Genomic DNA, 18,360 nt, shown 5'->3' on the forward strand with positions numbered 1-18,360 from the left:
GGAAAGGGAAAGTTGTCCGGCGATTGACTAAAATTACAGCGGGCCGCATCCGGGGATGCGGCCCGTCGGAAAGGTCTGAACGGAAAGGTTTACTGCGTGAAGCCGACGGTTTCCGGGGCGTTCACGGTGATGCCGCCCAGCGCGGTCGAGATGCTGGAGCCGAGGGTGCCGACGCCCGAGCTGACCGAGGTCACGACGGCCAGGCCCAGACCCACGATGGCGGCGGTCAGCACGACCCAGTCAACGGTCACGGCACCGGATTCGTTGGCGGCGAAGGCTTTGACGGTGTTCAGGAAGTTCATGGTTACTCTCCAGAGTACAGGGGTTAAGCGGGGTGTTCTGCGTGCCAGCCCGGAGCTCGGAGGGTTGAGGGTTTTTGAACCGTTCTTCGTTCTGGCAGGATCCTTATCGACCCCCATGGCGGCGGGATCGTGCGCCAATTCGGGCCAAATCGTGTCGGACGGGGTGCATTTTCGGGGCTTGTGCCGAACCCGGAAACCAGGGCGGTCGTGCGGCCGGTTTGTTCACGATCCGGCGATCTTTCGTTAAGACCGCAGGCCGGTCGAACCGGGGCTGCCCTCGCGATTCGCGCGCTTAACCACAAAACCGAGGCGCGAAATGCGATGCCCGGCGCCGCCACCCCGTGCCTGCGCGCAGGATATTTGCGCGCCCGGCGGATTTCTGGCACTCTGGCGCATAACAACAAGAACCCCGGGGCCATGCCGAGCAGCTTGCCCACCCGTTTCCCGCTGATCGCGGCGGCCCTGACCGGGGCGGCCTGCCTTGGCCTGCCCGCACCCGCGCAGGTGGCGCCGCAGGGCGATTTCACCTTCCGGCGGATCGGTGTGGCGCCCGCCGACGGCAGCCGCCGCATCACCGTGCAGGTCGATCCCGAGGAACAGGCCCGCCGCCTGGCCCCGCCCGAACCGGTCGCCCCGCGCCTGACCGCCGTCGCCCAGCCCCAGCCCCTGCCCGAGATCGGGGCCGATGGCGCCCGCTTCGGCTGGTTCTGGACCCAGGTCTCGCCCAACCTCGCGCAGGGCGAGGGGCGGTTCCTGGCGGCGATGGCGGCCCTGCGCGACGCGCCCGAGGGGCGGCGCGTGCCCGAGCCCGGGGTGCAGCACCTGCAGGATATCGCCGCGCGGCACAATGCGGCGATCCTGCGCGCGACCATCGGCACCCGGGTGTCGCCCGCCCTGGCGCTGGCGGTGATCTCGGTCGAAAGCAGCGGGCGGCATACGGCGGTCAGCCATGCGGGCGCGCAGGGGCTGATGCAGCTGATCCCGGCCACGGCCGCGCGCTTCGGGGTCGGCGACGCCATGGACCCGGTGCAGAACATCCGGGGCGGCGTGGCCTATCTGGACTGGCTGCTGAACGAGTTCGACGGCGATGTGGTGCTGGCGCTGGCGGGCTACAACGCGGGCGAGGGTGCGGTGCGGCGCAACGGCGGCGTGCCGCCCTATGCCGAGACGCGCGATTACGTGCCGCGGGTCCTGTCCGCGTGGAACGTGGCGCGCGGCCTCTGCGCGACGGTGCCGGAATTGCCCAGCGACGCCTGCGTCTTTGCCGTGCGGGCGGTCAGGACGGCGGGGTAGGGCGCCCGCGCAAGGTCCCGGTTACAGGATCTCGTCGATCGCTTCGGTCGGGCGGCCGATCACCGCTTTCGATCCGTTGCGGATCACCGGGCGTTCGATCAGCCCGGGATCGACGGCCAGGGCGGCGACGATCACATTCTCGGCCTCGCCCTTCAGCGCGGCGCCTTCCTTGCGCAACAGCGCCGAGGCGGGCAGTCCCAGCGCCAGCAGCATGTCGCGGAGTTCCTCCTGCGAGGGGCCGTCCTTGAGGTAGAGCCGGACCTCCGGCGTCACGCCCTTCGCCTCCAGATAGGCCAGCGCCGCGCGGGATTTCGAGCAGCGCGGGTTGTGCCAGATCTCTACAGCCATTCGTCCCTCCCGGTGCCGACCGCTTCGGTCACGCTGGCAAATCCGTCGCGGCGGAGCAACCCGTCCAGTCCCCGGGCGATCCGTCCGACCAGCGAGAAGCCGCCATAGACCAGCGCCGAATAGAGCTGCACGGCGCTCGCCCCCGCCCGGATCTTGGCATAGGCATCCTCGGCCGAGGCGATGCCGCCCACGCCGATGAGCGGCAGGCCGCCCCCCGTCAGGGCGGAAAGCTGCGCCAGAACCCGCGTGGACTTTTCGAACAGCGGCGCGCCGGACAGCCCGCCCGTCTCGCCCCGATGGGGACTTTTCAGCCCTTCGCGCGATAGCGTGGTGTTGGTGGCGATGATCGCGTCGACCCCCGCCTCGGTCGCGACACCGGCAATGTCAGACAGTTCCGCGGCGTCGAGATCGGGTGCGATCTTCAGGAACACCGGGATCCGCCGCTCCAGCGCGTCACGCTCGGCCATCACCCCCGCCAAGAGCCCGCGCAACGCTGCGGCGCCCTGCAGGTCGCGCAGCTTTTCGGTGTTCGGCGAGGATACGTTGACCGTGGCGAAATCCACATGCGGGCCGCAGAGCCGCAACACGGTGGCGAAATCGGCAGCGCGGTCGGCGCTGTCCTTGTTGGCACCGAGGTTCAGCCCCACCACCGGCCCCGGCGCGCGGCCGGCCAGACGCCGGGCGATGGCCTCGGCCCCCTCGTTGTTGAAACCGAAACGGTTGATGACCGCCCGGTCCTCGGACAGCCGGAACAGACGCGGGCGGGGATTGCCGGGCTGCGGACGGGGGGTCGCAGCGCCGACCTCGACAAAGCCGAAGCCGGCGCGGGCCAGCGGCCCCAGCGCCACGGCGTTCTTGTCGAAACCCGCGGCCAGCCCCACCGGGTTGGGCAGCGCCAGCCCGGCGACCTGCGTGCGCAGCCGGGACGAGGTGAAGACACCGTCCAGGGGCACAGCCCCCGCATTGAGCGCCTTCAGCGTCAGCCCATGCGCGGTTTCCGGGTCGATCCGGTGCATGGCCCACAGGCCGAGAGCCTCGATCATCACACGACCCCTTCCGGGAAGATATGGCCCGCCGCCCCAAGGGGCAGCGACTTGTCCCAGACGACATCCGCCCGGGTCAGATCCCGGTAGAGATGCGGGAACAATTGCCCCCCGCGCGAGGGTTCCCATTTCAGGGCCTCGCCCAGACGGTCGGTCTCGATGGCCAGCAGCACCAGATCGCTTTCGCCCGCGAAATGCTTGGCGGCGGTTTCCACCACCTGCTGCGGGGTCGACATATGCACATAGCCATCGGCCAGATCGACGGGAGCCCCGGCACTGCGGCCATGGGCGACGAGATCGTCCCATTCGGAACGGCGGAAGATCTTGTAAACCAGCATGGCCTGCTCATGCCGAATGCGCGCCTGCCGGTCAATGGGCAGCATGGCGAAGCCTAACGACAGGGCCAACGACAAGGCACGTCATGGCTCTGTCATCTGCGGGTGCCAGATCGCGCTCAGGGCCTTTGACTTCGCCGTCTGCTCCGCGCAATCTTTGACCTTCGGGAAAAAATCCAACAGGGGAATCATATGTCGCTTCGTATCCGCCTCAGGGCTATCCTCGGCTCGACCGCTTTGGTGGCGGCCTCTGCCGTTCCGGGCTTTGCCTCGACCGAATTGCACATCCTGCATTTCAACGATTTCCACAGCCGGATCGAATCGATCAGCCGTTTCAACTCGACCTGCTCGGACAGCGACGAGGCCGAGGGCAAATGCTTCGGCGGGGCCGCGCGGCTCTACACGCTGGCCACCCAGATGCGCGCCGCCATCGAGGCCGAGGGCAATCCGGTCATCCTGCTGGACGCGGGCGACGATTCGCAGGGCTCGCTGTTCTACACCACCTATGGCGGGCAGGTGGAGGCCGATTTCCTGCAGCGTCTGCAACCTGACGCCATGGCCGTCGGCAACCATGAATTCGACCTCGGCCCGGCCGGTCTGGCCGTGTTCCTCGATACCGTGAGCTTCCCGGTCCTGTCGTCGAACATCGACGTCTCGGGCGAGCCGGTGCTGGCGGGCCGCGTCGCGCCCTACACGATCATCGAGGAAGGCGACCTGCGGATCGGCATCGTCTCGGCGCTGGCCACCGACACGCCCGAGACCGCCTCGCCGGGGCCGACCGTGCTGTTCTCGGACGAGATCGAGGCGCTGAACGCCGCCGTCGCCGCGCTGCAGGCCGAAGGCGCCGCGCCGATCATCGCCCTGACCCATGTGGGCTATCGCCTCGATCAGGAAATCGCGGCGCAGGTGCCCGGCCTTGCCGCCGTCGTCGGCGGCCACAGCCACACCTTCCTCTCGGCCTCGGATCCCGCGCGGCAGGGCCCCTATCCGACCTGGGTGGATTCCTCGGACGGCTCGATGGTCCCGGTCGTGACCGCCGGCGCCTATGGCAAATACCTGGGCCATCTGGTGCTGGAACTCGATGACGACCTGAACGTGGTCTATGCCTCGGGCGACGCCATCGTGCTGAACAACGAGGTCACCCCCGATCCCGAGGTCCTCGCCTGGGTCGACAGCCTGGCCGGGCCGATCGACGAGATGCGCGCCCAGAACGTCGCCGAGACCTCGGCGATGATCGAGGGCGACCGCAATGTCTGCCGTCAGGTGGAATGCACCATGGGCAACCTCGTGGCCGATGCCATGCTGGCCCGCGTCGCCGATCAGGGCGTGACCATCGCCATCCAGAACGGTGGCGGTCTGCGCGCCTCGATCGACGAGGGCATGATCACCATGGGCGAGGTCTACGAAGTCCTGCCGTTCCAGAACACGCTGGCCACCTTCCAGCTAACCGGCGCCAATGTCGTGGCCGCCCTGGAGAACGGCGTGAGCCAGCTTGAGGACGGCGCGGGCCGCTTCCCGCAGGTCGCGGGTCTGCATTACACCTTCGATCCGGCCGCCCCGGCGGGCAGCCGCGTCAGCGACGTGATGGTGCAGGCGGACGGTGAATGGGTGCCGATCGACCCGGACGCGACCTATGGCGTGGTGACCAACGATTACATGCGCAACGGTGGCGACGGCTACGCGATCTTCCGCGACAGCGGCATGAACGCCTATGACTTCGGCCCGGATCTGGCCGATGTGCTGGCCGCCTATCTGCAGGCCAATGCCCCCTACCAGCCCTATACCGATGGGCGCATCACCCGCCGCTGAGGCCGGTGACCGGAATGCGAAGGGGGGCCCTGCGGCCCCCCTTTGTCATTGTCCGGGTTATTTGCGGGCGGCCTTCTCGGCGATGCCCGAGGTGCCTTCGCGCCTTGTCAGTTCCGCCTCGATATCGGCCAGCGTCACGCCCCGGGCGGTGCACATCACCAAGAGGTGGAACATCACATCCGCGGCCTCGGCGGTCAGCCGGGCGCGGTCGCCCTTGACCGCCTCGATGACCGCTTCGATGGCCTCTTCGCCGAATTTCTCGGCGCATTTCTCGGGCCCCTTGGACAGCAGCTTGGCGGTCCAGCTGGTTTCGGGATCGGCGCCCTTGCGGGCCTCGACGGTGGCGGCAAGTCGGGCAATCGCGCTCATCAGACCCTCACTGGTTCAAAGTCGGACGGGAATCCCGGCGGCGGCCATATGCGCCTTGGCCTCGCCGATGGTGTAGGTGCCGAAGTGGAAGATCGAGGCCGCGAGCACCGCCGAGGCATGGCCCTCGGTCACGCCCTCGACCAGATGGTCCAAAGTCCCGACCCCGCCCGAGGCGATGACCGGCACGTCGACCGCATCGGCGATGGCGCGGGTCAGCGGCAGGTTGAATCCGGCCTTGGTCCCGTCGCGGTCCATCGAGGTCAGCAGGATCTCGCCCGCGCCCTTGGCGGCCACGGTGCGGGCGAACTCGACCGCGTCGATGCCGGTGGGCTTGCGCCCGCCATGGGTGAAGATCTCCCACCGGCCGGGCGCGACGGTCTTCGCGTCGATGGCGCAGACGATGCATTGGCTGCCGAAACGGTCGGCGGCCTCGGCGATTACGTCGGGATTGGCGACGGCGGCCGAGTTGAACGACACCTTGTCCGCCCCCGCCAGCAGCAGGGCGCGGACGTCGTGATGCGTGCGCACCCCGCCGCCCACGGTCAGCGGCATGAAGCATTGCTCGGCGGTGCGCGTCACCAGATCGAACATCGTGCCGCGGTTTTCATGCGTGGCGTGGATATCGAGGAAACACAGCTCATCCGCCCCCGCCGCGTCATAGGCCTTGGCCGCCTCGACCGGGTCGCCCGCGTCGATCAGGTTGACGAAATTGACGCCCTTGACCACGCGGCCATCGGCCACGTCGAGGCAGGGGATGATCCGGGTTTTCAGCATGGCCACGCCTTTGGGCTTGCGGGTTCCTGGCCCCTCCCTAGCGCCGGGCGGGGGCTTAGGAAAGCCCGAACCGGCGCGCCCGGGGGTCAGGAGCGGTCTTTGCCCCGGCGGATCGCCCCCAGCGCCGACAGAAGGACCAGCACCACGATCATCAGCCCGCCCAGGGCCGAGACAGGCAGGGCGATCAGCGTCAGCGGCCCCAGCGCCGCGTCGCCCCAGCCGATCTGCCGGGCCAGCACCCAGACCACCAGCGGCACGAAGCCCAGAAGCAGCAGAAAGGTTCCCAGCCGCCATGCCAGCCGCATCCCGGGGCTGAGCGGTTCGGGCTCGCGCCGGGGGCGGCGGGTATTCTCGAACAGGCCGGTGCCGTGGTCGCCATCGCCGTCGTCGTCAAAAAGCATGGGCTGTCCCTTCCCTGATGAGCGGTTTACCCGATGGGTCGTGCCCGCCGCGGCCTCGGTTCAATCGCGCGCGCGCCGCACCAGAAGGACCAGCGCCAGGGCGATGCCCAGCACGAAGCCCGCCAGCGCGATCGGTGCCGTCAGGAAAAAGAAACGCCCGGCGATGTCCAGCCCGTGCAGGAGGCCGCTCCAGTCCAGCCCGGCCCAGTGGCAGGGATCGTTGTAGCCCAGCGCGCTGCGGCAGCCAGCGAGCGTCGACACTGCCGTGAGCGCGCTCAGCGACAGGATGGGGATCAAGCCCACCAGCACCATCAGTGCCACGAAGATCCAGCCCCAGCGCATCCGCTCTCCTGTCCGATGGGGCGCAGTCTGCCTGCCAGGCGGGGGGTGCCCAACCAACAGTCGCGTGAGGCGCGATTTACAGGCGGGGGTCCGCGCACTAGAAAGCAGGGCATGCGATCCCTTGCCCTGCTTCCCCCGCTTTGCCTGCTGTCCCTGACGCTTGCCGCCTGCAGCGCCGGTGCGCCCGCGCCCCGCGCCGCGCCGACGGGCGCCGCGCGTATCGCCGCCGAATGCGCGCTGCTGACCCAGGCCGGGACGATGATGGCGGCGGCGGGGAATGCCGCCCATGACGGCCTGCTCGAAGGCTGCCCCGGCAGCACGGCCCGCGACACACGGCCGCTGGCCCGCCAGACCGCCTCGTTGCGCGACGGGGGGCAGGCGGCGCTGCCGCCGGGGGTGGCGCGAGGCTCCCGCGGCGAGGCGGTGTTTCGCCGCATGATAACCCGCGGCGTCCCGGTCTCGCTGGCGATCCGGCTGACTGCCGATCCGCTGTTTGCCGAGGCGGCGCGCTGAGCCCCTCTCGCGGGGGCTTCGGGGCTGGACACCGCCCCGGGTCCGCGCCACTTTGAACCCTGAAGGGGCCCCGGTCGCACGATGACCGGCGGCCCTCCATCCGGCAGAAGAGACGGAGACCATGGCCCGATCCACCGAACCCGCCCCCTCGCATCTGGTGCCCGTCGCGCTGATCCTGCTGGTCTGGCATGGGCTGCTGGCGGCGGATTACGTGATCGAGCGTTTCGCGCTGGGCGCCCAAGGCTGGCCCGCGCTGATGGCGCTGATGCCGCTCGACGCGCTCTGGCTCAATGTCACCTGGGCGCTGGGCGTCTGGCTCGGGCTGGTCGCGGCGCTGTTCCTGATGCTCAGGGACGATGCCTCGGTCCTGCTGTTCTTCTTCGCCATGGCCTTCGAGGTGGCGCTGGCGCTGGGCGTCTTTCTTGCCGCGCCGCCGGTCCTGATGCTGCCGGTGCCGCTGGCGGTGATCCTGCCGGTGCTGGTGGCCTTCCCGCTCTTCGGCTGGCTCTACGCCCGTTCGCTCAACCGTCGCGGCTGCCTTCACTGACCGCGCAACCGTCCGCTCCTGAAAGGATATATCGCATGATCCGCCGCAATCTGGCCGAGGCGATCGGCAACACTCCCCTGATCCGCCTGCGGCGCGCCAGCGAGGAAACCGGCTGCGAGATCCTCGGCAAGGCCGAGTTCCTGAACCCCGGGCAGTCCATCAAGGACCGCGCCGCGCTGTTCATCATCCGCGACGCGGTGGCGCGGGGCGACCTGAAGCCCGGCGGCACGATTGTCGAGGGCACGGCGGGCAATACCGGCATCGGTCTGGCGCTGGTCGGATCCTCGATGGGCTTCCGCACGGTGATCGTGATCCCCGAGACGCAGAGCCAGGAAAAGAAGGACATGCTGCGTCTGGCCGGGGCCGAACTGGTCGAGGTTCCGGCGGTCCCCTACAAGGACCCGAACAATTACGTGAAATACTCGGGCCGTCTGGCCGAGGAACTGGCGCGCACCGAACCCAACGGCGCGATCTGGGCCAATCAGTTCGACAACGTCGCCAACCGTCAGGCGCATATCGAGATGACCGGCCCCGAAATCTGGTCGCAGACCGGCGGCAAGATCCACGGCTTCACCTGCGCCGTGGGCTCGGGCGGGACGCTGGCGGGCGTGGCGATGGCGCTGCAGCCCAGGGGCGTGAAAGTGGCGCTGGCCGATCCCGAGGGCGCGGGTCTGCTCAAGCTCTATACCGGGCAGGAAAACCCCGGCAACTCGATCACCGAGGGCATCGGCCAGGGCCGCATCACCGCCAATCTGGAGGGTTTCACCCCCGACATGGCCTATCGCATCCCCGATGCCGAGGCGCTGCCGGTGGTCTTCGACCTGCTGGAACACGAGGGGCTCTGCATGGGCGGCTCGACCGGGGTCAACGTCGCCGCGGCGATCCGCATGGCGCGCGAGATGGGGCCGGGGCATACCATCGTCACCGTGCTCTGCGATTATGGCACGCGCTACCAGTCCAAGCTCTTCAACCCGGCCTTCCTGCGCGAAAAGAACCTGCCGGTCCCGGCATGGCTGGACCGCGCGGCCCGCGGCCTGCCCGACATGCGGGCCACCTGAGACCATGACCGGAGGATCGTTCAGCGTGACCATCGCCCCGCTTCTGCGCTTCCTGTCGCTCAGGGTGCTGCTTCTGGCTCTGGCCGCGCTTCTGGCCGTGCCGGTCGCCCCGGCGCCGCTCTTGGCGCAAAGCTCGGGCGCCATCGCCAGCAGCCCGGCGGTCGATATCGACTATGACAGCTGGAACACGCTGGCCACGCTGGCCGAACAGGCGCTGGAGAACGCCGCGACCAGCGAGGACGAGCTGAACACGATCCGCGCCCAGGTGGTCGACAAGCGCGCCCAGTTCCAGGACGCGCAGGTGGTCTTGCAGGAACGCATCGACGCGCTGCGCGGCCAGATCACCGCGCTGGGCCCGGTGCCGGCCGAGGGCCAGACCGAGGCCGCCGATGTCACCGCGCGGCGCAACGAACTGAACGACGTCCTCGCCCAGCGCGAGGCGCCGCTCAGGGCCGCCGACGAGGCCTTTGCCCGCGCCGAGACGATCATCCGCCAGATCGACCGCGAATTGCGCGCCCGTCAGGCCGACGCGCTGCTTCAGCTTGGTCCGACCCCGCTGAACCCGGCAACCTGGCTCGACGCGGTGGACGCGCTGATGACCTCGGCCTCGACCATCACCGCCGAGGCGCGCAACGCTTTCCGCGACCCCGCGCATTACGAGGAGATGCTGAGCGACCTGCCGATCACGCTGGGCGCCCTGCTGCTGGCCGGGCTGATGCTGCTGCGCGGCCGGCACTGGATGGAAACGCTGACGCTGCGGCTGTTGCAGAACGCCTCGATCCTGCGCGGACGGGCGGTGGTGGCCTTCTTCGTCTCGCTCTCGCAGCTGATCGTGCCCTTCCTCGGGCTGATGCTGCTGGCCACGGCGATCCGCCTGACGCGGATGACCGGGCCGACCATCATCGAGATCACCAACGCCATGGTCCCGGCCGGCATGGCGATCTTCTTCGCCCGCTGGCTGTCGCTGCATGTCTTCCCGATCATCGACGACCCGCGGCTGAACCTGAACCTCAGCGCCGCCGACCGCCGCCGCGCCCGTGGCATGGCGCTGATCTTCGGCTTTCTCGCCGCGGTCGAGGCGATCTACACCCCGATCCTCGCCCCGCAATGGATGTCCGCCTCGGCGCTGGCGGCGCTGACCTATCCGCTGGTCATCCTCTGCGCCCTGACCATGCTGCGCTTTTCGCGCATCCTGCGGCGGCACGAGCCGCGCAAGGTGATCGAGAACGGGGTCGAGGTCGACGCCTCGCCCTTCTTCGACCGGATGCTGAAACTGGGCACGCGGGTGCTGTTCCTGTTCGGCGTCATCTCGCCGGTCCTCGGCGCCGCGGGCTATATCGCCGCCGCCGCGATGCTGACCTATCCGCCGGTCAAGTCGCTGGCCGTCATCGCGCTGGTCATGGTGCTGCATCGGCTCATCATCGCGATCTACATCGCCATCGTCGGCGAGAGCGAGAATGCGACGCAGGGTCTGGTGCCGGCGCTCTCGGGCCTCGTGCTGTCGCTGCTGTCGCTGATCCCGCTGTCGCTGATCTGGGGCGCGCGCGAAACCGACCTGATCGAGCTCTGGACCCGCTTTTCCGAGGGGACGAGCCTGGGCGGCGCCCGGATCTCGCCCGCCTCGCTGATCTGGTTCTTCGTGGTCTTCGCCTTCGGCTATGTGACCACCCGGGCGCTGCAGAGCGCGCTGGGCACCTCGGTCCTGCCCAAGACCTCGATCGAACGCGGCGCGCAGAAGGCGCTGGTGTCGGGCGTGGGCTATCTGGGCATCACCGCCGCGGCGCTGGTCGCCTTCTCGGTCGCGGGCATCGACCTCTCGGGCCTCGCCATCGTCGCCGGTGCCCTGTCGGTCGGCGTCGGTTTCGGGCTTCAGAACATCGTCTCGAACTTCGTCTCGGGCATCATCCTGCTGATCGAGCGCCCGGTCTCCGAAGGCGACTGGATCGAGGTCGGCCCGACCCAGGGCATCGTGCAGCGCATCTCGGTGCGCTCGACAATGATCGAGACGTTCGACCGCTCCAAGGTCATCGTGCCCAACGCCGACCTGATCTCCGGCGCGGTCACCAACTACACCAAGTCGTCGCGCACCGGCCGGGTGGTGATGACGGTGGGCGTGGCCTATGGCACCGATACCCGCAAGGTCGAGAGCATCCTGCGCGAGATCATCGAGGCCGAACCGCTGGTGGTGATGGACCCGGCGCCCGGCGTCGATTTCCTCGGCTTCGGCGCCGATGCGCTGGAGTTCCGCATCCGGGCGATCCTGCGCGATGTCGGCATGAAGGTGGGCGTCGCCACCGAGGTGAACCACAAGATCGCCGCCCGCTTCGCCGAGGAGGGGATCGAGATCCCCTATGCCCAGCGCGACATCTGGCTCAGGAACCCCGAGACGCTGGGCCTGTCGATGACCAAGCCCGGCAAGCCCGAGCCCGAGGCCGAGCCCCAGAACCCCGAGCCCAGGCCCGACCGCGACACCGCCGACAGCGCCGGCCTCTCGAATGACGAGGTCGATCCGCCCTTCCGCGAGCAGACCCGATGACCGACCCCCTGTTCCGCAGCGATCCCTACGCCCGCTCCTGCCGCACGACGGTCACGCGGCTGGCCGAGGACGGCGCGCTGGTGGTCGGCGCCTCGGTGTTCTACCCGGCGGGCGGCGGCCAGCCCGGGGATACCGGTTGGATCGACGGCCCCTCCGGGCGGCTGGCGGTGATCGACACCCGCAAGGAGGGCGCGACCGAGGTGGCGCTGGTCCTCGAACCCGGCGCCTCGCTGCCCGCAGGGGCCGGGATCGAGATGCATCTCGACTGGGACCGCCGCCACCGCCACATGCGGGTCCATACCGCGCTGCACCTCCTGTCGGTGGTGATCCCGCTGCCGGTGACCGGCGGGGCGATCGGCGCCGACAAGGGCCGCCTCGATTTCGACATGCCCGAGGCGCCCGGGGACAAGGAGTCGCTGGAAGCGGCGCTCAACGCCCTCATCGCCCGGGATCTGGCGGTGACGACGGAATGGATCACCGATGACGAGATGGCCGCCAACATGGATCTGGTGAAGACCATGTCGGTGACGCCGCCGATGGGGCAGGGCCGCGTGCGGCTGGTCCGCATCGGCACCCTGGACGAACAGGTCGACCTGCAACCCTGCGGCGGCACCCATGTGGCCTCGACCGCCGAGATCGGCCGCGTCACGTTGGGCAAGGTCGAGAAGAAGGGCAAGCAGAACCGCCGGGTCAGCCTGCACCTCGCCTGAAAGGCGCATCTTTGTTCTGAAAATATCCACGGGGATTTTCAAGGGGGGCGTGCCCCCCTTGAAGCAGGGGGCGCGGGGGGCGGCAGCCCCCCGCCTTTGGAGTCATCTTGGGGCGGCAGCCCCCCGCCTTTTTAGTGAACTCGGCGCCCGTCACCGTCGCCGCAAGAGTCGCCCGTCGATCACCACCAGCCCGGCCCCGATCAGCACCATCCCCGCCACATGCCGGGCCAGCAGCGCCTCGCCCAGAAAGGCGATGCCCAGGGCGATGGCGCTGACCGGCACCAGGAAGGTGACCAGAAACGCGTTCACCGCCCCGGCGCTGGCGATCAGGCCGAAATAGAGCCCATAGGCGAAGGAGGTGGACAGCACCGCCAGCCCGACCAGCGCCGCGATCACCCCCCAGCCCGGAAAGGGCAGGGACCAGGGCGCCTCGGTCAGCGCGGCGAGCGGCGCGATGATCGCCGTGGCCCAGACCAGCTGCCCCAGCGCCAGCGACAGCGGCGGCAGGCCGGTGCGGCGGAACCGCCGGGCCCAGACCCCGGCCAGCGCATAGCTCAGCGCGGCGCCGAGGCAGGCGAGCTGCGCCCAGATGGTGCCGGCGCCGCCCGATAGCCCGCCCCCCATCATCACCGCCACGCCCAGGAAGCCCGCCACCACGCCCATCGCCTTGCGCGGCGAGAGCCGCTCGTCCCGCGTCGCCAGATGCGCCACGACCACACCCCAAAGGGGCGTCGTCGCGTTCAGGATCGAGGCCAGGCCCGAGCTGATCTGCCCCTGCGCCAGCACGTAGAAGGTGAAGGGCACCGCGTTGTTCAAAAGCCCCATCACCCCCAGCCCGGCCCAGAGCCGCCAGCCTTTGGGATAGGGTTGTCCCAGCAGCGGCAGGGCCACGGCCAGCACCAGCGCCGCCAGCCCGACCCGGGCCAGCACGATGGTGAAAGGCGGCAGCACCGGCACGGCGACGCCGACGAAAAAGAACGATCCGCCCCAGAGGACGGACAGCAGGATCAGGCGCAGCCAGTCGGCCCCGGACATCGGATCACCTCGTTGTTTCACCGGGGCCTTTTGCCGGTTCCGGGCCGCTCGGCGCGACCCGGAACCTGCGGAATGCTCAGTTGTCGCGGGTCCAGGTCTGGTCGCGGCAGATGAACAGCACACAGCCGGAGACGGTCAGCTGGTCGCCCGCCAGATCCATGCGCGAGCGATAGGTCTGGTCGCGGTCGGGGGCATAGATCTGCCCGTCGCGGTACTGGCCATTGCCGCGCGGCTCCATGTCCCAGACGATCTGGCGCCCGGTATTGGCCGACTGGATCGCGGCGCCCGAACCGTTGTAGCTTTCCACCAGCGTGCCGCAGAGCGTGTTGCCGCACATGCTCATCGAGATCACGCCGTAATTGCCGTTGTCGTCCGGCTGGGTGCGCCAGCGCCCCTCGGCCGGGTCGGCGGCGGCGGCGGTGGCCAGCAGGCCGAAGGCGGCGGTCAGGCTCAGAATCAGGGTTTTCATGGTGGTTCCTCCCGTTTTCCGCCAGCATCCGGATTAGCCCCCCTCGTGGCAAGAGGCTCGTTGCGCCGCCCGGCGCTCCCGTGGCGTCAGTCCGCCATCGCCGCCGCGATCAGGTCCATGTCGGCGGCGGTAACCTCGAAAAGCCCGTAGCGGAACCGCGCGCCCCAGCCCGGTCCGCCGAACGAGAGCTGCGCCAGCAGCGGCCGGATCGGTGCGTCGCGCGCGGGCAGCCAGCGCACGTCCCGCCGGAAAGGCTGGAAACCCGCGCTCATAGAGCCCTGATAGACCGGCCCCTCGGCCACGATCCCCAGCGCGGTGAAGGCCTGCACCGGGGCGCCGTTGCGGATCCGTTCATGCGGCGAATAATAGGCCACCCGGTCGCCGGGCTGGAGGCGCCTGAGCGGCGCCTCCTTGCCGTGGTTGACCTGCATGAACCCGCCCTCGCGCCCGATCCGCACATGCTCGGCCGAGGCGACGGCGATCCACGCCCGGCTCACGGCATGGCCGGGACATAGAGCCGCAGCCGGTGTCCGTCGGGGTCGGCCACGGTCACCGCCTGACCGAAGCCCAGCGTGGTCAGGGGTTGCAGGATCGTCACCCCCTGCGCCGCCAGCCGCGCCTCGGCCGCCATCAGCGCCTCGCCATCGGCCAGCGCGATGTCGAGTTCCGCACCACCCGGCGCGAGACCGGCGCGGGGCTGCACATTCTCGGTGCGCCACAGGCCCAGCCGGGCGCCCTGACCCAGCGGCAGGATGGCGAAATCGCTGGCCTCATAGACCACCGGGGCGCCCAGCGCATCGGCGTAGAACCGGGCGCTGGCCGCCGGGTCGGTGACGTAGAAAATGAACATCGGGGTCGCTTGCATGATCGTCTCCTTGGTTGCGATGCGCCTCTCTCGCATCAGGGAGTGTCAGCTTCTGTCAGCAGCCTTCCGCGCCCGGTCGGCTTCCCACCATTCCCTCAGCAACGTTGTCCGGCGGCGGGGAAACCGCGCGTCGAGCATCCGGCATTCGGCGATCCGGTCCTCGCGGAAATTGCGGAAGCCCTGTCTGAGTTCGCACCAGCCGACCAGTGTCTGCACCGATTCGAAGAACCCCATGGCCAGCGGCCAGATCACCCGCCGCGTCTCGTCCCCCCTGAGGCTGCGGTAAAGGATCTCGGCCTTGCGCTCGGCCCGCATCGCCTCGCGCAGATCGGCCATCAGGGGCGAGCCCGCGCCGGGCAACCGCCCCGCGACCAGCAGGGGCGAGGTCTCGACAAAGACCCGCAACTCCTCGGGCAGGACCGCGCCGATCCGGCCCAGCGCCTTGCCCGCGGCCTCGGCCAGCGCCGGATCGGCGCGGGCGGCGACCAGACGGGTGCCCAGAACCAGCGCCTCCAATTCGTCGCGGCTGAACATCAGGGGCGGCAGCAGGAAGCCGGGGCGCAGGATATAGCCCACGCCCGCCTCGCCCTCGATCACCGCGCCCTGTGCCCTGAGGGCCTCGATATCGCGGTAAACCGTGCGCAAGGACGTCCCCGTTTCCTCGGCCAGCCGGGCGGCGGCCAAGGGGCGGCGGTGGCGGCGCAGGATCTCCAGCACCTGCAAAAGGCGTTCGGCGCGGTTGCTCATGCCCCGGTGTCGCCCAGCCACAGGCGCACGGCAAGGCCCGAGAATGCGCGCGGGCTCTGGACCTTGGCGGGGTCCCTGCCTAGTCTCGCGCGCATGAGTGAGACCTATCAGGTTCTGGCCCGCAAATACCGTCCCGAGACCTTCGCCGATCTGATCGGGCAGGAGGCGATGGTGCGCACGCTGAAGAACGCCTTCGCCGCCGACCGCATCCACCATGCCTTCGTCATGACGGGCATCCGGGGGACGGGCAAGACCACCACCGCGCGGATCATCGCCAAGGGGCTGAACTGCATCGGCCCCGATGGCACGGGCGGGCCCACGACCGAGCCCTGCGGCGTCTGCGAGCCCTGCCGGGCGATTGCCGAGGGGCGCCATGTCGACGTGCTGGAGATGGACGCGGCCAGCCGGACCGGCGTCAACGACATCCGCGAGATCATCGACTCGGTCGCCTATCGCGCGGCCAGCGCCCGCTACAAGATCTACATCATCGACGAGGTGCACATGCTCTCGAACAGCGCCTTCAACGCGCTGCTCAAGACGCTGGAGGAACCCCCGCCGCATGTGAAATTCATCTTCGCCACCACGGAAATCCGCAAGGTGCCGGTGACGGTGCTGTCGCGCTGCCAGCGCTTCGACCTGCGCCGGATCGAGCCCGAGGTGATGATCGCCCATCTGGCCAAGATCGCCGGCAAGGAAAACGCCCAGGTGGCCGAGGATGCGCTGGCGCTGATCGCGCGGGCGGCCGAGGGGTCGGTGCGCGATGCCATGTCGCTCCTGGATCAGGCGATTTCCCACGGCGCCGGGGAAACCACGGCCGATCAGGTCCGCGCCATGCTGGGACTGGCCGATCGCGGCCGGGTCATGGACCTGTTCGAGGCGATCCTCAGGGGCGATGCGGCGGCGGCGCTGGAAGAACTCGCCGCGCAATACGCGGACGGGGCTGACCCGGTCGCCGTGCTGCGCGATCTGGCCGAGATCACCCATTGGGTCAGCGTCATCAAGGTCACGCCCGCCGCGGCCGAGGATCCGACCGTCAGCCCCGACGAGCGCCAGCGCGGCAGCGATCTGGCCGCGCGGCTGGATCTGCGCATCCTCGCCCGCATGTGGCAGATGCTGCTGAAAGCGCTGGAAGAAGTGGCGCAGGCCCCGAACGCGATGATGGCGGCCGAGATGGCGGTCATCCGCATGACCCATGTCGCCGACCTGCCGACGCCCGACGAGCTGATCCGCCGCTTGCAGGACAACCCGCCCCCGCCCGGCCCCTCGGGTGGTGGCGGTGGTGGCGTTCCGATGGGCGGCGGGGTCACGGCGATGGGCCGGGGCTCCGTGTCTTCAGGGGGCGGGGGCGCTCAGGCGGCCCTGGCTGGCGCGCCGCATGCGCTGGCGCAATTCGCCACCTTCGAGCGGGTCATGGAGCTGATCGCCGAACGGCGCGACATCATCCTGCAGACCGAGGTGAAGCGCTGCCTGCGCCTCGTGCGCTATTCCCCGGGCCGGATCGAATTCGAGCCGACGCCCGACGCGGCGCCCGACCTCGCCGCGCGGCTGGCCGGACGGCTCCAGCACTGGACCGGCACCCGCTGGGCGGTCTCCATCGCTCAGGGCGGCGGCCCGACCATCGCCGAGCAGGAGGCCGAGGCCAAGGCCAAGCGCGACGCGCAGGCGCTGGAGGACCCGCTGGTCAAGGCGATCTTCGAGGCCTTCCCCACCGCGAAATTCCACGACTTCCGCCCCCCGGTCGAGACCGCGCAGGAAGTGGCCGAATCGGCCCTGGCCGAGGTCGAGGACGAATGGGACCCGTTCGAGGATTGAGATCCCCGAAACCGGGGCGCTGCCTTGCGGCACTGCCCCCCAGCCCCTACATTCGGAACAAGCGAAGAACGCGCGAACAGCACGGAGCGGATGCATGCTGAAGGGTTTGGGAGGCCTCGGGGGTCTCGGCGACATGGGCAAGATGATGAAGGCCGCGCAGGAGATGCAGGACAAGATGTCCGCGCTCCAGACGAAGCTGGAGGATCTGGTGGTCGAGGGCGAATCGGGCGCCGGTCTGGTCAAGGCCACGGCCAACGCCAAGGGCGTGCTGAAGGGCCTCAGCATCGACCCGTCGATCTTTTCCGCCGAGGATAAGGAAGTGGTCGAGGATCTGATCCTCGCCGCGATCAAGGATGTGCAGTCGCGCGCCGCCGAACGGACCAAATACGAGATGGGCAATCTAGCCGAATCGATGGGACTGCCGCGCGACATGAACCTGCCGGGGATGTGACTTGGCCCGCGCGCCGGGCGAGATCGAGGCCCTGATCGCGCTGATGGCGCGGCTGCCCGGCCTTGGCCCGCGCAGCGCGCGCCGGGCTGTGCTGCACCTTCTGAAGAAACGCACGCTGGTGATGGAGCCGCTGGCCCAGGCCATGGCGCGGGTGGCGCAAACCGCGCGTGACTGCCGGGTCTGCGGCAATATCTCGGACGATGATCTCTGCCCGATCTGCGCCGATCCCGCGCGGGGCAGGGGCGTGATCTGCGTGGTCGAGGATGTCTCGGACCTCTGGGCGCTGGAACGCGCGGGGGGCTTCTCGGGGCGCTATCACGTATTGGGCGGCACGCTCAGCGCGCTCGATTCCGTGGGGCCCGAGGCGCTGCGCATCCCGGATCTGGTGGACCGCATCGCCGGGGAATCGGTGAGCGAGGTGATCCTGGCGCTGAACGCGACGGTCGAGGGTCAGACCACCGCCCATTACATCGCCGAGGCGCTGGCGCCCTCGGGCGTGAGCGTCAGCACGCTGGGGCGCGGCGTGCCGATGGGGGGCGAGCTGGATTACCTCGACGACGGGACGATTGCCGCCGCGCTTGCGGCACGGCGGCAGATCTAG

Annotated in this window: 23 protein-coding genes; 10 read left to right on the forward strand and 13 right to left on the reverse strand. The window is 69.3% G+C overall.

Going from position 1 to position 18,360, the window contains the following annotated elements; genetic code table 11:
* Nucleotides 1-89: 89 nt before the first annotated feature.
* Nucleotides 90-302 carry a pilus assembly protein gene (locus DDE23_RS23485; protein ID WP_107755023.1) on the reverse strand — a complete coding sequence of 71 codons (213 nt, stop codon included), beginning with the start codon at nt 300-302 and terminating at the stop codon, nt 90-92.
* 417 nt (nt 303-719) lie between these two features.
* Here DDE23_RS23485 and DDE23_RS23490 point away from each other — a divergent pair, with 417 nt between their 5' ends.
* A complete protein-coding gene (locus DDE23_RS23490; RefSeq protein ID WP_107755022.1) occupies nt 720-1,595 on the forward strand; it encodes a lytic transglycosylase domain-containing protein in 876 nt (291 codons plus the stop codon).
* Between the two features lie 21 nt (nt 1,596-1,616).
* Here the strand turns inward: DDE23_RS23490 and DDE23_RS23495 are convergent, their stop codons facing one another.
* Genes DDE23_RS23495 through DDE23_RS23505 form a run of 3 tightly spaced genes read right to left on the reverse strand, consistent with a single transcriptional unit; the run spans nt 1,617 to nt 3,324 of the window.
* Nucleotides 1,617-1,943, reverse strand: a complete 327-nt coding sequence (locus DDE23_RS23495) for an ArsC/Spx/MgsR family protein (protein WP_107755021.1) — start codon at nt 1,941-1,943, stop codon at nt 1,617-1,619.
* Nucleotides 1,934-2,986, reverse strand: coding sequence for a quinone-dependent dihydroorotate dehydrogenase (locus DDE23_RS23500; RefSeq protein WP_107755020.1), 1,053 nt, complete (start codon nt 2,984-2,986; stop codon nt 1,934-1,936). Before DDE23_RS23500 ends, DDE23_RS23495 begins: the two co-directional genes overlap by 10 nt.
* Nucleotides 2,986-3,324, reverse strand: coding sequence for a DUF952 domain-containing protein (locus DDE23_RS23505; RefSeq protein ID WP_107755019.1), 339 nt, complete (start codon nt 3,322-3,324; stop codon nt 2,986-2,988). The genes DDE23_RS23500 and DDE23_RS23505 overlap by 1 nt, the downstream gene beginning before the upstream one ends.
* Before the next feature lie 189 nt (nt 3,325-3,513).
* Here DDE23_RS23505 and DDE23_RS23510 point away from each other — a divergent pair, with 189 nt between their 5' ends.
* Nucleotides 3,514-5,130 (forward strand): bifunctional metallophosphatase/5'-nucleotidase, encoded by a 1,617-nt coding sequence (locus DDE23_RS23510; protein ID WP_107755018.1) that lies wholly within the window; start codon nt 3,514-3,516, stop codon nt 5,128-5,130.
* Nucleotides 5,131-5,187: 57 nt separating this feature from the next.
* On the opposite strand, the gene DDE23_RS23515 is transcribed toward DDE23_RS23510, so the two are convergent.
* The 4 genes from DDE23_RS23515 to DDE23_RS23530 form a co-directional block, all read right to left on the reverse strand.
* A complete protein-coding gene (locus tag DDE23_RS23515; protein WP_107755017.1) occupies nt 5,188-5,499 on the reverse strand; it encodes a phosphoribosyl-ATP diphosphatase in 312 nt (103 codons plus the stop codon).
* A gap of 15 nt (nt 5,500-5,514) precedes the next feature.
* A complete protein-coding gene (hisF, locus tag DDE23_RS23520; protein ID WP_107755016.1) occupies nt 5,515-6,273 on the reverse strand; it encodes an imidazole glycerol phosphate synthase subunit HisF in 759 nt (252 codons plus the stop codon).
* Nucleotides 6,274-6,359: 86 nt separating this feature from the next.
* Nucleotides 6,360-6,674, reverse strand: a complete 315-nt coding sequence (locus DDE23_RS23525; protein ID WP_107755015.1) for a hypothetical protein — start codon at nt 6,672-6,674, stop codon at nt 6,360-6,362.
* Between the two features lie 60 nt (nt 6,675-6,734).
* The gene (locus DDE23_RS23530; protein ID WP_107755014.1) at nt 6,735-7,016 is read right to left on the reverse strand and encodes a hypothetical protein; all 282 of its coding nucleotides are present in this window, start codon (nt 7,014-7,016) and stop codon (nt 6,735-6,737) included.
* 111 nt (nt 7,017-7,127) lie between these two features.
* On the opposite strand from DDE23_RS23530, the gene DDE23_RS23535 reads away from it, so the two are divergent.
* The 5 genes from DDE23_RS23535 to DDE23_RS23555 all read left to right on the forward strand — a co-directional run bounded on the left by DDE23_RS23535 (nt 7,128) and on the right by DDE23_RS23555 (nt 12,380).
* Nucleotides 7,128-7,529, forward strand: coding sequence for a hypothetical protein (locus DDE23_RS23535; RefSeq protein ID WP_107755013.1), 402 nt, complete (start codon nt 7,128-7,130; stop codon nt 7,527-7,529).
* A 121-nt stretch (nt 7,530-7,650) separates the two neighbouring features.
* The gene (locus DDE23_RS23540; RefSeq protein WP_107755012.1) at nt 7,651-8,076 is read left to right on the forward strand and encodes a hypothetical protein; all 426 of its coding nucleotides are present in this window, start codon (nt 7,651-7,653) and stop codon (nt 8,074-8,076) included.
* 35 nt (nt 8,077-8,111) lie between these two features.
* Entirely contained in the window at nt 8,112-9,134 is a 1,023-nt protein-coding gene (locus tag DDE23_RS23545) for a cysteine synthase A (RefSeq protein WP_107755011.1), read from the forward strand.
* Nucleotides 9,135-9,138: 4 nt separating this feature from the next.
* On the forward strand, nt 9,139-11,670 hold the full coding sequence (locus tag DDE23_RS23550; RefSeq protein WP_170121905.1) for a DUF3772 domain-containing protein: 2,532 nt from the start codon (nt 9,139-9,141) through the stop codon (nt 11,668-11,670).
* Nucleotides 11,667-12,380, forward strand: a complete 714-nt coding sequence (locus DDE23_RS23555; protein ID WP_107755009.1) for an alanyl-tRNA editing protein — start codon at nt 11,667-11,669, stop codon at nt 12,378-12,380. The genes DDE23_RS23550 and DDE23_RS23555 overlap by 4 nt, the downstream gene beginning before the upstream one ends.
* Before the next feature lie 150 nt (nt 12,381-12,530).
* On the opposite strand, the gene DDE23_RS23560 is transcribed toward DDE23_RS23555, so the two are convergent.
* The 5 genes from DDE23_RS23560 to DDE23_RS23580 all read right to left on the reverse strand — a co-directional run bounded on the left by DDE23_RS23560 (nt 12,531) and on the right by DDE23_RS23580 (nt 15,496).
* Complete coding sequence (locus DDE23_RS23560) at nt 12,531-13,415, reverse strand: DMT family transporter (RefSeq protein WP_107755008.1); 885 nt, start codon at nt 13,413-13,415, stop codon at nt 12,531-12,533.
* 76 nt (nt 13,416-13,491) lie between these two features.
* Nucleotides 13,492-13,884 (reverse strand): DUF2147 domain-containing protein, encoded by a 393-nt coding sequence (locus tag DDE23_RS23565; protein ID WP_107755007.1) that lies wholly within the window; start codon nt 13,882-13,884, stop codon nt 13,492-13,494.
* An 86-nt stretch (nt 13,885-13,970) separates the two neighbouring features.
* Nucleotides 13,971-14,381 (reverse strand): EVE domain-containing protein, encoded by a 411-nt coding sequence (locus DDE23_RS23570; protein WP_107755006.1) that lies wholly within the window; start codon nt 14,379-14,381, stop codon nt 13,971-13,973.
* Nucleotides 14,378-14,749: a VOC family protein gene (locus DDE23_RS23575; RefSeq protein WP_157958114.1), complete on the reverse strand. Its 372-nt coding sequence runs from the start codon at nt 14,747-14,749 to the stop codon at nt 14,378-14,380. Before DDE23_RS23575 ends, DDE23_RS23570 begins: the two co-directional genes overlap by 4 nt.
* Before the next feature lie 45 nt (nt 14,750-14,794).
* Nucleotides 14,795-15,496 carry a helix-turn-helix transcriptional regulator gene (locus DDE23_RS23580; protein ID WP_107755004.1) on the reverse strand — a complete coding sequence of 234 codons (702 nt, stop codon included), beginning with the start codon at nt 15,494-15,496 and terminating at the stop codon, nt 14,795-14,797.
* A 93-nt stretch (nt 15,497-15,589) separates the two neighbouring features.
* On the opposite strand from DDE23_RS23580, the gene DDE23_RS23585 reads away from it, so the two are divergent.
* The 3 genes from DDE23_RS23585 to recR all read left to right on the forward strand — a co-directional run bounded on the left by DDE23_RS23585 (nt 15,590) and on the right by recR (nt 18,360).
* Entirely contained in the window at nt 15,590-17,308 is a 1,719-nt protein-coding gene (locus DDE23_RS23585; protein WP_107755003.1) for a DNA polymerase III subunit gamma/tau, read from the forward strand.
* A gap of 94 nt (nt 17,309-17,402) precedes the next feature.
* Nucleotides 17,403-17,759, forward strand: coding sequence for a YbaB/EbfC family nucleoid-associated protein (locus tag DDE23_RS23590; RefSeq protein WP_107755002.1), 357 nt, complete (start codon nt 17,403-17,405; stop codon nt 17,757-17,759).
* A 1-nt stretch (nt 17,760) separates the two neighbouring features.
* On the forward strand, nt 17,761-18,360 hold the full coding sequence (recR, locus tag DDE23_RS23595; RefSeq protein WP_107755001.1) for a recombination mediator RecR: 600 nt from the start codon (nt 17,761-17,763) through the stop codon (nt 18,358-18,360).

Source organism: Pararhodobacter aggregans (genome assembly GCF_003075525.1).
GTDB lineage: Bacteria > Pseudomonadota > Alphaproteobacteria > Rhodobacterales > Rhodobacteraceae > Pararhodobacter > Pararhodobacter aggregans.

What these genes read in the sequence shown, in the direction of transcription:
- DDE23_RS23530 (WP_107755014.1), bottom strand. Translation starts at nt 7,016, where the DNA reads ATGCGCTGGGGCTGGATCTTCGTGGCACTGATGGTGCTGGTGGGCTTG.
- DDE23_RS23485 (WP_107755023.1), bottom strand. Translation starts at nt 302, where the DNA reads ATGAACTTCCTGAACACCGTCAAAGCCTTCGCCGCCAACGAATCCGGT.
- DDE23_RS23540 (WP_107755012.1), top strand. Translation starts at nt 7,651, where the DNA reads ATGGCCCGATCCACCGAACCCGCCCCCTCGCATCTGGTGCCCGTCGCG.
- DDE23_RS23555 (WP_107755009.1), top strand. Translation starts at nt 11,667, where the DNA reads ATGACCGACCCCCTGTTCCGCAGCGATCCCTACGCCCGCTCCTGCCGC.
- DDE23_RS23575 (WP_157958114.1), bottom strand. Translation starts at nt 14,749, where the DNA reads ATGCAAGCGACCCCGATGTTCATTTTCTACGTCACCGACCCGGCGGCC.
- DDE23_RS23565 (WP_107755007.1), bottom strand. Translation starts at nt 13,884, where the DNA reads ATGAAAACCCTGATTCTGAGCCTGACCGCCGCCTTCGGCCTGCTGGCC.
- DDE23_RS23590 (WP_107755002.1), top strand. Translation starts at nt 17,403, where the DNA reads ATGCTGAAGGGTTTGGGAGGCCTCGGGGGTCTCGGCGACATGGGCAAG.
- hisF (WP_107755016.1), bottom strand. Translation starts at nt 6,273, where the DNA reads ATGCTGAAAACCCGGATCATCCCCTGCCTCGACGTGGCCGATGGCCGC.
- DDE23_RS23515 (WP_107755017.1), bottom strand. Translation starts at nt 5,499, where the DNA reads ATGAGCGCGATTGCCCGACTTGCCGCCACCGTCGAGGCCCGCAAGGGC.
- DDE23_RS23545 (WP_107755011.1), top strand. Translation starts at nt 8,112, where the DNA reads ATGATCCGCCGCAATCTGGCCGAGGCGATCGGCAACACTCCCCTGATC.
- DDE23_RS23535 (WP_107755013.1), top strand. Translation starts at nt 7,128, where the DNA reads ATGCGATCCCTTGCCCTGCTTCCCCCGCTTTGCCTGCTGTCCCTGACG.
- DDE23_RS23525 (WP_107755015.1), bottom strand. Translation starts at nt 6,674, where the DNA reads ATGCTTTTTGACGACGACGGCGATGGCGACCACGGCACCGGCCTGTTC.
- DDE23_RS23580 (WP_107755004.1), bottom strand. Translation starts at nt 15,496, where the DNA reads ATGAGCAACCGCGCCGAACGCCTTTTGCAGGTGCTGGAGATCCTGCGC.
- DDE23_RS23550 (WP_170121905.1), top strand. Translation starts at nt 9,139, where the DNA reads ATGACCGGAGGATCGTTCAGCGTGACCATCGCCCCGCTTCTGCGCTTC.
- DDE23_RS23585 (WP_107755003.1), top strand. Translation starts at nt 15,590, where the DNA reads ATGAGTGAGACCTATCAGGTTCTGGCCCGCAAATACCGTCCCGAGACC.
- DDE23_RS23505 (WP_107755019.1), bottom strand. Translation starts at nt 3,324, where the DNA reads ATGCTGGTTTACAAGATCTTCCGCCGTTCCGAATGGGACGATCTCGTC.
- DDE23_RS23495 (WP_107755021.1), bottom strand. Translation starts at nt 1,943, where the DNA reads ATGGCTGTAGAGATCTGGCACAACCCGCGCTGCTCGAAATCCCGCGCG.
- DDE23_RS23500 (WP_107755020.1), bottom strand. Translation starts at nt 2,986, where the DNA reads ATGATCGAGGCTCTCGGCCTGTGGGCCATGCACCGGATCGACCCGGAA.
- DDE23_RS23490 (WP_107755022.1), top strand. Translation starts at nt 720, where the DNA reads ATGCCGAGCAGCTTGCCCACCCGTTTCCCGCTGATCGCGGCGGCCCTG.
- DDE23_RS23560 (WP_107755008.1), bottom strand. Translation starts at nt 13,415, where the DNA reads ATGTCCGGGGCCGACTGGCTGCGCCTGATCCTGCTGTCCGTCCTCTGG.
- DDE23_RS23510 (WP_107755018.1), top strand. Translation starts at nt 3,514, where the DNA reads ATGTCGCTTCGTATCCGCCTCAGGGCTATCCTCGGCTCGACCGCTTTG.